This is a genomic window from Cellulosimicrobium sp. PMB13, assembly GCF_051294865.1.
Lineage (GTDB): Bacteria > Actinomycetota > Actinomycetes > Actinomycetales > Cellulomonadaceae > Cellulosimicrobium.
Window position 1 is genome coordinate 133687 of record NZ_CP145910.1, and the last position, 13750, is coordinate 147436.

Below are 13750 nucleotides of genomic sequence, written 5' to 3' on the forward strand. Positions count from 1 at the left end.
AGGCACGAGGCCGCTCCGGGTGCTCTGCCCCGAGAGCGACCCGTACGTCGCGAGATCGGCCTTCAGAGGGTCGATCTCGCGACGCAGGGGTCGATCTCGCGGGCTCGTCAGCGGTGCAGCGCCTTGCGCGCGAGCCAGTTGCCGAGCAGCTGCGCGAGCTGCACGATCGCGATGATCACGATCACGGTCACGACCACGACGCCCCAGTTGTAGCGCTGGTAGCCGTACACGATCGCGAAGTTGCCCAGCCCGCCGCCGCCGATGATCCCCGCGATCGCCGACATGTCGAGCACCGCGATGAAGAGGAACGTGTACCCGAGGATGAGCGGTGCGAGCGCCTCGGGGACGAGCACCGTCGTGATGATGCGCCACGACGACGCGCCCATCGCGCGCGCCGCCTCGACGACGCCCGGGTCGATGCCCACGAGGTTCTGCTCGACGATGCGGCTCGTGCCGAACGCCGTCATCACCGACAGCGGGAAGATGAACGCCTCGGTGCCGAGCGTCGTCCCGACCACCTGGAGCGTCACGGGCCCGAGCAGCGTGACGAAGATGATGAACGGGATGGGCCGCACGACGTTGACCACGACGTTGAGCACGCCGAACACCCAGCGGTTCTCGAGCAGGTTGCCCTGCCGGGTCACGTACAGCGCGATGCCGAGCGCGAGCCCCGCCAGGCCGCCCGTGAGCAGCGCCACGGAGACCATCTGCAGCGTCTGGCCGAACGACTCGACGAGGATCGGCCACAGCTGCGACCAGTCGCGGTTCATCACAGACCTCCCGGCATGCCGTGTCGGTACGACGTCGTGTGCGAGGCGCCCGGCTGGTCGCCGGGCTCGTCACCCGGCACATCGATGCCCGACCCGCGAGGGCCGGCGGCGAGCCGCGCGACGCGCGGGTCCTCGAGCGGGTGCGCCGCCGTGCCGAGGTCCACGACGTCGGCCCGCTCGGCGAGCGCGGTGAGGAACGGCGCGACGCGGTCCTCCGGGGCGTCGAGCTCGACCGTCAGCGAGCCGAACGGCCGCTCCCCCACCTCGGAGATGCCGCCGTAGACGACCGAGCCGTCGACGTCGTGCTCGCGCAGGAGGCGGAACAGGTCGGTCCCCGTGCTCGCGCCCTCGCGGACGCCGACCGTGACGAGACGACCGGGGTGGCGCTCGCGCAGACGCGCGAGCGTCTCGCGCGACGGCCGGTCGTGCAGGGCCGTGCCGACGAACCGCTGGGCGGCGTCAGCGCTGGGTGCGGAGAACACGTCGTACACGTCGCCCGTCTCGACGACCTTGCCGTGCTCCATCACCGCGACGCGGTGGCACGTCGAGCGCACGACCTCCATCTCGTGGGTGATGACGACGATCGTGATGCCGAGCTCGGCGTTGACGCGCCGCAGGAGCGCCAGCACCTCGCGCGTCGTCTCCGGGTCCAGCGCGGACGTCGCCTCGTCGGCGAGCAGGATCGTGGGCGACGCCGCGAGCGCACGGGCGATGCCCACGCGCTGCTTCTGGCCGCCGGAGAGCTGGCGCGGGTAGGCCTTCGCCTTGTCGGAGAGGCCGACGAACGCCAGCATCTCGGCGACGCGCGCCGCCCGGTCCTCGCGCGACCACCCGGCGACCTTGAGCGGGTAGGCGACGTTCCCGGCCACGGTGCGCGACGACAGCAGGTTGAACTGCTGGAACACCATGCCGATGCGTGAGCGCACGTCGCGCACGCGCCGCTCGGGCAGGCCCGTGATCACCTGGCCGTCGACGACGACCTCGCCGCTCGTCACGGTCTCGAGCGCGTTGACGAGCCGCACGAGCGTCGACTTGCCGGCTCCGGAGTAACCGATGACGCCGAAGATCTCGCCGCGTCGGACGGTCAGGGAGACGTCGTCTACGGCGTGCACGGCGGCGTCTCCCTCGCCGAACGTCTTGCTCACGTGGCGCAGCTCGATCGCGGGCTGCTCGTCACCGCCCTGGGTTCGGGGGCCGTCGGTCACGGTCGGGTCCTCTCGTCGGAGGACGCGCCTCCGGGTGCCTGTGCTGGGCGTGTGCTGGGGCGCCTCGTGGGAGCCCCTGGTCGGGTGGTGACCCGCCTGCCATCGTCCTCCGCGAGGCACGACGGCGCGCGAGGGGCGGGCGCGTTCGCGCGCCCACCCCTCGCTCCCGACGGGTCAGGACCGGTCAGGACGGGTCAGGACGCGGAGCGGATGTCGTCCTCGATGCCCGCGAGGATCTCCTGCAGCTCGGCGGGCGAGTTCTCCTTGATGACCGCGGTGCCGCCGGACGCCGTCTTCTCCGCCTCGACGACCTCGGGCGAGTGGGACAGCTCCGCGAGCTTCAGGAGCGTCTCGTCGTCCTTGTCCTCGGCCCGCACGACCCACACGTTGATGTAGGGCTTGGCGGCGTCGGAGTCGGGGTCGTCCTCGAAGAGGGCGTCCTCGGGGGTGAGCCCCGCGTCCTCGACGTAGTCGTTGTTGATGATCGACGCGTCGACGGACTGGAGCTGGATCGGGGTCTGCGCCGCGTCGACGGGGGTGACGGTGACCTTGGAGGACGGGAGGACGTCCGCCTCCGTGGAGATCGAGCTTCCGCCGTCCTCGAGCTCGACCAGGCCCGCCTCCTGCAGCACGAGGAGCGCGCGGGCGAGGTTGGTCGGGTCGTTCGGGACGGCCACCTGGCCACCGTCGGGGATCTGCTCGAGCGACGTGTGCTTGGTCGAGTACAGCGCGAGGGGGTAGACGGCCGTCGCACCGATCGGCTGGAGGTCGTCGCCGGCGTCCACGTTGTAGCCCGCGAGGAACTGCAGGTGCTGGAACTGGTTGGCGTCCAGCTCGCCCTGGGACAGCGCTGGGTTGGCCTGCGTGTAGTCCTGGAGGTCGACGAGCTCGATCTCGATGCCCTCGGCCTCGGCCTGCTCCTGGTACACCGCCCACTTGTCGTCGGACGCCCCGACGACGCCGATGCGGATCGGGTCGTCCGCGTCACCGGAGGAGGTGCCCGCGGAGTCGTCGGCGGACGAGCACGCCGTCAGGGCCAGGGTGGAGGCGACGGCGACCGCGGTCCAGGTCAGACGCTTGCGGGCGGTGCGGGACGACGGGGTGGAGAACGACATGGGATGCCCTTCGACGGGGTCGCGCGAGGTCGGCGCGACAGGGTGCAGGGGTGCCTGCGGGGATCGGGTGCGGGGTGCTTCCGACGGGCCATCAGCCACGTGGCGAGCGGGTGGACCGGTCCGCCGCGCGAGGCGGCGGGGACGGGTCGGTCAGGTGCAGGCGATGCCTGCGGGGGACGACGGCGCGGGTGTCAGCAGCCGCACATTCGCCCGGCGCCCCGTGCGCGGCGACAACACGGCATCGCGACGCAGGACGCTGCGTGCGGGACCGGTGCGGCGACGGGGAACGAGCTCATGTCGTTCATCATGGGCACGCGAGGCGCGTGCGCGCCAATCCCAGAGTCGGTTCGTCCATGATGTGGACGCGGTTCTGGTCACATCGTGGAGATGCGGGGGCGGGGAACACCCCGGAGACGTGAAGGACCCCTCGCACACCCACCAGAGCTCACCTACCCTTGCTGCCTTCCGGCCCTGGGGGAGTTCGGCGAGATAGTGCCGCACGAGGGGTCTGGACCCAGCCTAGCCCAGGACCGGGCCGCGCCAGAAACCGGGCCGGCTGACCGTCGTCGGGCACCACAGGGCTGTGCGAGGCAGCACGCGACGGCACCGGTAGTGGGCGCGATTCGGCCCTGGCACCGCGGTCCGGTATCCTCGTTGCGCTACCCCGGTCCGTTCTCAGGATCCTGCTGCGACCGGAGTGCACCAGGAGGATTCGCCTAGTGGCCTATGGCGCACGCTTGGAAAGCGTGTTGGGTTAAAAGCCCTCGGGGGTTCGAATCCCCCATCCTCCGCAGGACCGAAATGGCCCCTGACCTGCACGAACACAGGTCAGGGGCCGTTGTCGTACCGGCCGCGCCCACCATTCGCCTGGCCTCGAGGACGTCCCTCTTCAACCACCAGTCGCCGAACCCCTTGCTCCTTGTCCCGGTACACCACCTGCACCGACGGAGACTGGCGGGTGCGAGCCGAATCCGGCAGTATCCACTCGCAAACGACGTCGGACGGCACGCCCCGATGACGAGCAGACGAGCAGGGGGAGCACGTGAGCAGGGACTATGCGCTTCCGCCCGGGGTCCTTGACCTCGGCGTCGAAGAACGCCCCGGTTGGGAGGTTGTTACTGCGCTCGTCACGGTCAAGGCATACCCGGTGATCGGGCGCAGAACGGGAGAGTCAGTGTGTGTCGCCGGCGTACGTCTCGACGGAGGGGAACCGAGGTGGATCCGGCTGTTCCCGGTCCCGTTCCGAGACCTGCCGGAAGACGTCCAGTTCGGGAAGTACACCATCGTCCAGGTCCGAGCACGACGATCCGACGGGCAGGACCGGCGACCCGAGAGCATGCGTCCCGACCTATCGACGCTCCGCGTCGGTACGCGTATACCGTCTACACGAGGATGGCGCGACAGATGGTCGCTCATCGCGCCGCTCGTCGGCGCCACCACGGCGTGCGACCTCGCCACGGCAGCACGCACCGCAGGCCAGGCCGCCCCATCTCTGGGCCTCATCCGCCCGACCGAGGTCCTCGACGTCGTCGTCACCGACAACGAGCACTACAAGCCCTCCACCGGACTCGCCGAGCTGGCCGAGGCGGACCTGTTCGGCAACACCCTCAGGCCTCTCGAAGCATCTCCGTTCATCGCCAAGTACCGCTACCGCTGCGAGAACTGCACGGGAAACGGTCACCAGCAGTCGATCATCGATTGGGAGGCCGGCCAGCTCGGACGCCGCCTGCTACGTGAACGCAGGACGAACGAGCAGGCACGGGCCGAGATGCGCTCAAAGTTCTTCGACGAGATGGCCAGCCCGACGAAGGACACGCACTTCTACCTCGGGAACCAGCACCAGCACCCGGGCACCTTCATGGTGCTCGGCGTCTTTTGGCCTCCGACCGGGAGCCGGCCAGAACCCCAGCTCTTCTAAGCCAGTACGAGTTCCGACTGTTCGCGGTCTGCACGAGCGCGCAGCGCTTCGAGCACGAGCGACCGGTGGCAGCACCGCTCCTCTGACTCGAAGCAGAGGAGCATGACCGACCCCCTTCCCTGCAGCTCCTCGATCGTCTCGAGCGCTTCCCGAGCACCCTCCGTCGAGAGCACCTCGTCGGCGAACCGCTCGCGAGCCTCCCGACCCCCACTCGTGGTCGTCTCTGCGAACCCGGCGCGGTTGTCCTTCGGATTGCCCAGCGCGCGCAGGTGGACGTATTCGACACCACCAGCCGTGAGCGCCGTCGAAAGCGCCGTCTTCGAGAAGCCGCGCTTGCGCGAGATCGGGTTCAGGCGAACGTCCACGACGGCCACGACGGCACCTAGGCGAGCATCGCTGACGAGCTCGTCCACCGATCGACCCTCGTAACCCCAGCCCATCACGCCGTGTCGCACCGTCATCCGCTGATCGTTTCATGACTGGGGCCGACCCGCCGAAACCGGACACGAGAACGGTGGCCAATGCGAGGTGCCCTCATTCCATCGCACCCGACCGCCAGCACCGCAGAGGCCCGTCGCACAGCGTGCGACGGGCCTCTCGGACGTCCCGACGGTCCGACGCGCCGGGACATGAGCGCCGGCGGTGCCGCCGACGGCTCCCCCCAGCCTACGGCCCCGAGCGTCGCAACGGCAGGGGGCTGGCCGCTTCCGTCCGTGATCATCGCGTGCAGGGCGCCGCCAGGGCCCGCCGGACCGTGCCGACGAGCCCCCAGGCGGCCCCTGCGAGCCCTGGCGAGCCGTGACCTGTCAAGCGTCCTCACGCTTGCGGGCGGCGACGAAGACCGCGCCGGTCGCCAGGAGGAGGATCGACAGAGCGGTCGCGGCGAGCACCGTCGAACCCGTCCGCGGGAGGCTGCCCTCGCTGCTCGGGAACGTGTTCGTCACGCTCGCGTCGACCTGCGCGTCGTCCCCGACGGGGACGCCGAACGGGTCGGACGTCGGGACGCCGTCCGCGGGGTCGGTCGTGACCTCCGCGCCCTCGACGACGATCGCGACGCTCTCCGCGTCACCGGAGTCGGTCTCCGCGACCGTGCACGTCGCGCCCTGCGGGACCTCGTAGACGGCGGTCCAGTCGTCCGCCGCGGAGAGCGTGCGCTCCGCGCCGCCCGGCAGGACCACGTCGGTCTCGACGCCGTCCACGTCCCACGTGCAGGCGAGCGTCACGACGAACTCGTCGCCCTCGTGCTCCGCCGCGCCCGGGCCGTCGAGCTCCTTGGTCACGACGACCTGCCCCACGTCGAACGTGTTCGTCACGGTCACCGCGGCGGGGTCCGCCGCGATGGTCACGACGCCGGGCTCGCCACCCTCGACCGCGGAGACGCTCGACGACGACGCGCCGCCCGTCGCGGTCTCGGTCACGGCGCACTCGGCACCGATCGGCAGTCCGTCGAAGACCGCGACCTCGCCACCCGTGATCTGCCGGTCCGCCCCGCCCGGCACCTCGACGTCCTGGCCCTGGAACGTGCACGCCGCGCTCACCGTGAACGGCCCGGCGCCGAACGCGTCCGCGCCCTCCCCGTCCACGACCTTGGTGACCTCGATCGCGCCCACGTCGTAGGTGTTGGTCACGACGACCTCGACGGGCTCCGCGGGGAGCTCGGCGCCGACGATCGTCACCGGGTTCGGGTCCACCGTCACCGATGTGGCGCCCGCGGTCTCGGTCTCGGTGACGGTGCACGAGTCACCGTCCTGGAGCCCGAAGTAGAGGGCCGGGAACCCGGGGCCGAAGCGCCGGTCCGGGCCGCCGGGGATGGTCTCCACCGGCACGCCCTGCGACGTGGTGCACTCCAGCGACACCGCGTACGGGAACTCCTCGTACGGCACGGCTCCGAGGAACTCCACGAGCTCCTCGAGGAGCCGGACGAGCGTCTCCGGGTCGATCGGCCCGTCGGGGATCTCGGGGAACGGCGACAGCTCCGGCATGGGCGGAGCGAACGCCGCTCCGTCGCCGTCGACGACCTTGGTCACCACGAGCGGGGCGGTGAGGAACGTGTTCGTCATCGCGACGGTCACCGTCGCCGGCTCGCCGTCGTCCGCGGGGGGCACCACGACGGCGGCCGTCGTCCCGTCGACCGGCTCGCCGCCGTCGACGCTCACCGTCGTCGACGACGCGCCGAACGTGTCGGTCTCGGTCACGGTGCACTCGGAGCCGACGGGCAGGCCGTCGTAGACGACCGGCTCACCCGGCACGAGCTCGCGGACGTCACCGTCAGGGATGGTGAGGTCGACGCCCTCGTACGTGCACGCGAGCGTCACCTCGAACGGCCCGGGTCCGTAGAGCGCTCCGAGCCCGGCCAGCTCCTTGTCGACCTGGACCGTGCCCACGTCGAACGTGTTGGTGATGACGACCTCGGCGATGTCGCCGCTGCCGACGGTCACCGTGTCCGGCACGACGACCGAGCCGGTCGCACCGGCGTCGTCGGTCTCCACGATGCTGCACTCCGCGCCCGCGGGCAGGTTCGCCACCTGCGCGTCGAGCGGGCCGGCACCACCGAGCACGAGGGTGCTGTCGTAGACCGTGCGCGGCTCCCCCGGGCCGTCGCCGTCGTCGTCGTAGGTGCACGTCACGTCGATCGGGAACGGTCCCTGGCCGTAGGCGGGGCCGCCCTCGCCGTCGACGACCTTCTGGAGCGCGATCGCGCCGACGTCGTACGTGTTCGTCAGCGTGACGTCGTTCGTGCTCGCGCCGAGGACGTCACCGACGAGCGTGAGGTCGGTCGACGGGCCGTCCGTCGTCACCGGGTGCCCCGGCAGGCCCTGGTCGACGGTGATCGTCACCGACGACGCGTTACCCGTGCCCGTCTCCGTGACGGTGCACTCCGACCCGACGGGCAGGCCGGCGAGCTCGACGGTCTCGCCGTCCTCGATGGTCACGACCATCGGGTCCTCGGGCCCGTAGCCCTCGGCGTACACGTCCTCGCCGAGGAACGCGCACTCCACCGTGGCCTCGAACGGGCCGAACGGGACCGGCTCGCCGTCCTGGTCGACGGCATCGGTCACGACCTCCTTGGAGAGCTCGATGCTCGACAGGTCGTACACGTTGATCGCCGTGATGGACGTCGGGTCGTCCGGGTCCTCGCTGTCGATCGTCACACTGCTCGGCTCGAGCACCACGCGGGTCTGTCCGGCGCTCCCGTCCTCCGTGAGGGTGCACTCGGCGCCGTACGGGAGGTTCGGCACGACGACCGGGGTCCCCGGTGTGACGGTGATCGGGATCGGGTCCAGCTCCGTCTCGACCCACGTCCCGACGGCGGACGTGCACTCGACGGTCAGGTCGAACGACGCGGGTGCGTTGTCCGCACCCTCACCCTCCACGACCTTGTTCACCTCGAGCGGGCCGGTCGCCGTCGCGACACCGACCTTGACGCCCTCCGTGGGGAGCAGGTTGAAGTTGCCCTGGTTGGACACCACGACCCCGGACGCCGCGGCCGAGTTCCAGGCGATCGACCGGTCCCCGGCTTCCGGGGCGACCGGCGGCGTGGTCGACGTCGCCTCGAGCGCGATGAACTGCCCGGGCTGGAACAGGTCATCCTCGGGGAACGTGATGACGTTCTTGATCGCCGTGATCGACTCGAGCACCTCGTCGCTGAGGTCTGCTGTGAGCGGCGCCCAGCCCGTCTCCGGGTCGGTCGGGCAGATCGGTTCGTTCAGCGGATCGTTGATGTCCTCGCCGCAGTAGTCGTCGACGGTGGTGTAGAAGTACTCGATCTCGCTGCCTGCTGGGGCGTTGACGACCTGCGGCAGCGGGTCGTCGGTGAAGATCGGGGTCCACTGCGAGTCGCGCTGGGTCGTCGAGGTCGGCAGGGAGCCGGTGTCGCCAGGCGTCGGGAACCGGTCGTAGAGGACCACCTTGTTCATCGGCAGGTTGCCGACGTTGTCCACGCGGATGCGCCACGTCTCGTCGTGGCCCGGGGCGATGACCGGCGTGCAGGGGTAGGCGTAGAAGCCGAAGTCGTTGACCGTGCACTCGGTGATCGGACCCTCGTACGCGGGGTCGATGATGACGTCGAGCTCGTCGTCGTCCGTGGCCTTGACGAACTTCTGCTGCTGCAGCACGGCAGTGCCGGTGGGGGTGATGTCCGCATCCGCCTCGCACGCGCCGGTGTCGGTGTTGATCCGCCCGGCGACCAGGTCCCCGGTGGTCGGACTGCCGGTGCGGGTCTGGCACACGTCCCACGGCCGGTCACCGGTGACTCCGGCGGTGTTGGCCACGAGAGTCTGCGGCTCGATGGCGAACCGGAAGCTCACCTGCACCGTGATGGTGTACACCTGGCCCACCTCGAGCACCGACCCCGCGGGGAACGCGAACCCGAGGCTCTCGATGTCGCCGGTCTGGTCGACCGTCACCTCGGCCGCGTCGGTCGGCAGGTCCGGGGTCTCCTCGTCCGGGTCGTCGCCCGTGAGCGCGTAGCTGAACGGTTCCTCGACGTCGGCCAGCGCGAGCTGCGGGCCTTCGTCGTCCAGCGGCATCGCGTCTGTGACGACCGGGTCGACGATCGGGCGATCGCCCGTGTTCGTGACCCTGATGTTCATCGCGAACGTGTCGTCGGGGCCCGCGGTCCCGCCGGTGATCACGCCCTTGAAGTCCTTGACGATCGCCACGCCGTTCGTCGCGTGCTGGTACAGCATCTGCGCCGCGGCGTCGTCGGACCCGGAGACCGGGACGAGTTCGCCCGTGCCCGGGTCGATGACGAGGTCGGCGCCCGTCGTCGTCCCGTCGACGGAGTTGCTCGCGATGCCCGGCGCGGGCTCGCCCGGTGCCGCCGGGTTGGACGCGAGGTCGTGCTGCACCTCGCCGCCGGAGCGCATCTCGTCGCGACGCAGGACCTGGATCGGCACCGTCTGGGTCGGAGTGGCCGGGTTCTCCCAGATGTCGCCGTCGGCCCGCGTGAAGGTGAAGCGCAGGCCCTGCACCTCGGCGGGGTCCACGCCGGCCGGCAGGGCGAACGTCGCTCCCGGCACGCCGAGCTCCCAGTCGCCGCCGGTGACCGTGACCGGGTCGGGCGAGCCGGGCTCGCCGACGAACGTGCCGCCGGTGAAGACGTCGACCTGCACCTGGTCGATCGGGGTGGCCAGCACGGCGCTCGGGTCGATGCCGACGAAGTCGTACTGGTTCCAGAACTGGGGGTCGTCGTCGGTCAGCACCATCTCGACGCTGCGCGACGGCCCCAGCGGTCGTCCGGTGAGCGTCATGATGACGGGCAGATCGCCGTTCTCGCCCGTCCCGTTGTTCGGCTCGACGATCGTGTCGGGGTTGAACGCCTTCGTGACGTCGAGCGCGATGGCAGCGTCCTGCAGCACCATCGTCGCGTCGTCGAAGGCCTGCCGGACGTCGCCGCCCGTGCCGCCCGGGTCGTCGAGGGTCGCGACGGCGCCGTTCGGCACCGGGCTGTAGTCCGCGACGGTGACCGGGGCCTCGGTGTACCGGTCGGTCTCCCGAAGCTGGAGCGCGAGGTCCATCGAACCGGACGCACCCGGCTCGACAAGACCGTCGTAGGCGACCTCGACACCAACGACCTCGGCGAGAACGCTGGGCGCCAGGGCTTCCGCCTCCTCCTCGGTGAACGTCGCCGTCTCACCTGCGGCGTTCGTCAGGGTCACCGTCGTCGACGTCGCGCCGGCCGGCGGGGTGAGGGCGATGGCGGTCAGCGTGAAGGCGTTGAACGGCGGCGTGCCGGGCGCCGTCTGCACGTCGCCCGAGTCCACCGCACCCGGGTCGGCGAGCCGCAGCTCCTCGATCTTGGCGGCCGAGTTGTTGGTCCCGGTCACCGTCACCGTGGTGGACGGGTAGAACTCGTCCGGGGTGCCGGGCGGTGGCACCGACAGCGGCCCGCCCGACCACTCCTTGTCCACCGTGACGTTGAGCGGCACGTCGAGGATCTCGGCGGTGTCGGCGTCGGCGTCGGTGAACTCCTCGCCGTCGTACGTCGCGGTGCCCTCCGCGGTGTCGTTGACGACGCCTGCGGTGTCGGTGTTGTAGAGCGTGCCGCTCGTCGCGCCGAGCACCGCCACGGCCGGGTCGCTGCGCTTGAAGTCGCGCACCTGGAACGTGAGGACGAGGTGGCGGCCGTCCGCCTGGGTCGAGCGGGCCACGCCCTCCCCCGCGGCCGGCGCGGTCGGGTCCGCGGGTGTCGCCGACCGTGACGGCGACTCGGTGTACGTGAGCCGCACCGACGTCGCGGACTCCTGCTCGTCGGCCGTCAGCGTGTAGCCGGGGAACGTGCCGTCACAGGCGTCCGGGCACGGGTCGCCTGACGCCTCGGCCCAGGCTCCGTCGATGAAGAGCTCGACGCTCTCCACCTGGTCGTACGGGATGAACGGGTCCACGCTCACGTCGATGGGGTCCACGGCGACCAGGTCGAACGCGTCGTAGAACGAGTCCGCGACCGCGGTGGTCTCGGGGTCCTGGATGTCCGAGACGACCATCGGGTCCACCTCGTCGAAGCCGCCGGTGGACCAGGTGATCTGTGCGGTCACCTGGTCGTCCGTGCGGGCCCGGACGGTCGCCGGATCACCCAGCATGGTCTTGTCGATGAAGTCGCCCGGCCCGTCGCCGTCCACCGGGAACGGGTCGACGGTGTCGCAGCCCTCGACCGGGTCGGTGAGGTCGATGTCGTCGGCCGAGGCCGCGGAGTAGCCGCAGTTCTCGATCGGGTCGTCGCGGTCCGTGGGACCCGTGTAGTCCGCGGTGAAGTTCGGCTGGAACTCCGTGCCGGGCGGGAAGCCGTCGTCGGACGTGTAGACGAACTGGACGCCCGCGGCACCCGCGGGCAGCTCGCAGTCGACGGTGGCAGGGCCGTCCGTCGGGCCACACCCGGGAGCAGGCTCCCAGGAGTCGCCGTCCCAGTAGTTGACGGTCAGGGTCGCGTTCGCGGGCACGTCGGTGCTCCGCACGCCCGTCGCCTCGAAGTTCGCCCAGAACTCGCCGGGCGCGGCCGGGTCCACCGGCTCCTGGACGACGAACGTGTTCGCGTCCGTGGTCGAGCCGTCCGGCCCGAACGGCAGGAGCGAGCTCGGCAGCTGCACGACCACGCTCTGCCCCGGCACGGCGGGGATGGTCGACGGCGTGACGATCTTCTCGATGTCGGTCGCCAGGCGATCCACCAGCGTGACCAGCTCGGCATCCGCCGTCGCCGGGTCCGCGCTCGGCACGTCGGCCTCGATCTGGTTCGGGTGCGTGACGTCGTCCGGCACCTGGTCGGGGTCGGTGTCCGCGGTGAACGGCACGGTCGCGCTGGCCCCGTTGAGGATGTTCCCGGTGTACACGACGGTGAAGCCGACGACGACGCAGCCGGACGGCGGATCAGGCAGGGTGTCCTCCGCGGCCGCGGGGATCGGGTCGGTCGTGGTCCCGTCCGCGCACGTGAACGTGACGCTCGCGGCCGTGGCGTCGTTGGGCCATACCACCCCGGCCCCGGCACCGTCCGTCCCCCAGCCGGTGAAGGTGATCGGGTCCTCGCCCTCGAACGGGCTGTCCGTCCCGGGTGCCGGCTCGGTGATCGTCAGGGTGTCCACCGGCGTGCCGGTGTTGGTCGCGCCCAGCGTGACCGTCGTCGGGTCGCCGGCGCTCACCTGGGCCGGGTCGAACGTCTTGGACGCCGTCACGCTGGTGTTCGGCGGCGTGATGAGGTAGGTGTCGCTCGCCGTGGTCGGGTCGGACTGCGCGTCCCCGTCCGTGACGAACGACGACGTGTCGTTGGTGACCGTCGTCGGGTCCTCGAGGTCTTCGACCGCGTCGCTCTGCTGCACGTTCACCGGGATGGTCGCCGTGGCACCGGGCTGGATGTCGCCGCTGAACGTGTAGCGCACCCCCTGCACGGTGCTCGGGTCGACCGAGTCGTCCAGCGGCTCCCACGAGTCGCCGTCCCAGTACTCCTCGGTGACGTCGGTCGCGTTCGGCGGCAGGGTGACGTCACCGGTGCTCACGTACTCGAGATAGGTGAAGGGGTTCGGGTCCGCCGTCGGGTCCACCGGGTCCTGGACGACGAGGGTGTCGACCGCGTCGTTGGAGGTGTTGGTCGCGCCGATCGTCATCGTCGCCGTCGTCCCGGGCGCGGCCAGCGCCCCCTCGGGAACGATCGACTTGGTGGTCTCCGAGTCGAGAACCAGCTCGACGACGGGGGTGATCTCCGCGTCGTCCGAGACCGGGTCCGCGTTGTCCGCGTCGACCGTCGCCGTGTTCGGGATGGGGACGCCGTTCTGGCTGTAGGGCAGGTCGGGGTCGACCTGGGCGGTGACGGTGATGAGGGCCTGCTGACCGTTGGGGACCGAGGGGTTGGTGTAGGTCACGGTGTCGGTCTCGGGGTCCGCCACGACCGCACCCCCACCGCTGCTGACCGTCGCGGACACGAGCTCGAGCTCGTCCGGCAGCTCGTCGGTCATCACGGCGTTGACGCACGGGTCGAGGTTCGGGTCCGAGCAGGAGATCTGGATCGCGTAGGTCACGTTCTGACCGGGCGCGTACGGCCCCGGGCCGCTCGTGACCTGCTTCTGGATCCCCCACTCCGCCGCGGCCGCCGGCAGCGCCGGCGCGAGGACGAGCGGGAGCGTGAGCAGCGCCGTCCCGGCCGTGGCCCAGGCGCGGCGGAGCCGACGTTCGCGCCGTTCCTGCCTCGCCCGGCCCACCCGAGTCGTGCCGCCGGTCGTCGTTCGACGATCCCCCATCGCGCTGTCCTCCGCCCAC

General features: G+C 70.9%; 6 protein-coding genes, 1 tRNA gene and 1 other RNA gene. 2 read left to right on the forward strand and 6 right to left on the reverse strand.

Going from position 1 to position 13750, the window contains the following annotated elements; all coding sequences use genetic code 11:
• Positions 1-107: 107 nt before the first annotated feature.
• From V5D56_RS00805 to ffs, 4 genes are all read right to left on the reverse strand, one after another.
• The gene (locus tag V5D56_RS00805; RefSeq protein ID WP_435737173.1) at positions 108-770 is read right to left on the reverse strand and encodes a methionine ABC transporter permease; all 663 of its coding nucleotides are present in this window, start codon (positions 768-770) and stop codon (positions 108-110) included.
• Positions 770-1975 carry a methionine ABC transporter ATP-binding protein gene (locus tag V5D56_RS00810; protein WP_435737174.1) on the reverse strand — a complete coding sequence of 402 codons (1206 nt, stop codon included), beginning with the start codon at positions 1973-1975 and terminating at the stop codon, positions 770-772. Before V5D56_RS00810 ends, V5D56_RS00805 begins: the two co-directional genes overlap by 1 nt.
• 194 nt (positions 1976-2169) lie before the next feature.
• Entirely contained in the window at positions 2170-3090 is a 921-nt protein-coding gene (locus V5D56_RS00815; RefSeq protein WP_435737175.1) for a MetQ/NlpA family ABC transporter substrate-binding protein, read from the reverse strand.
• A 415-nt stretch (positions 3091-3505) separates the two neighbouring features.
• Positions 3506-3602: signal recognition particle sRNA small type (ffs, locus tag V5D56_RS00820), an RNA gene on the reverse strand.
• A 193-nt stretch (positions 3603-3795) separates the two neighbouring features.
• Between ffs and V5D56_RS00825 the strand changes: the two genes are divergently transcribed.
• Both V5D56_RS00825 and V5D56_RS00830 read left to right on the forward strand, forming a co-directional pair.
• Positions 3796-3881: transfer RNA gene (locus tag V5D56_RS00825), tRNA-Ser, on the forward strand.
• Between the two features lie 251 nt (positions 3882-4132).
• Positions 4133-5008 (forward strand): hypothetical protein, encoded by an 876-nt coding sequence (locus tag V5D56_RS00830; protein ID WP_435737176.1) that lies wholly within the window; start codon positions 4133-4135, stop codon positions 5006-5008.
• Here the strand turns inward: V5D56_RS00830 and V5D56_RS00835 are convergent.
• Both V5D56_RS00835 and V5D56_RS00840 read right to left on the reverse strand, forming a co-directional pair.
• Complete coding sequence (locus V5D56_RS00835) at positions 5005-5421, reverse strand: DUF488 domain-containing protein (protein ID WP_435737177.1); 417 nt, start codon at positions 5419-5421, stop codon at positions 5005-5007. The genes V5D56_RS00830 and V5D56_RS00835 overlap by 4 nt on opposite strands.
• 393 nt (positions 5422-5814) lie before the next feature.
• Positions 5815-13731 carry a DUF5979 domain-containing protein gene (locus V5D56_RS00840; protein WP_435737178.1) on the reverse strand — a complete coding sequence of 2639 codons (7917 nt, stop codon included), beginning with the start codon at positions 13729-13731 and terminating at the stop codon, positions 5815-5817.
• Positions 13732-13750 lie beyond the last annotated feature (19 nt).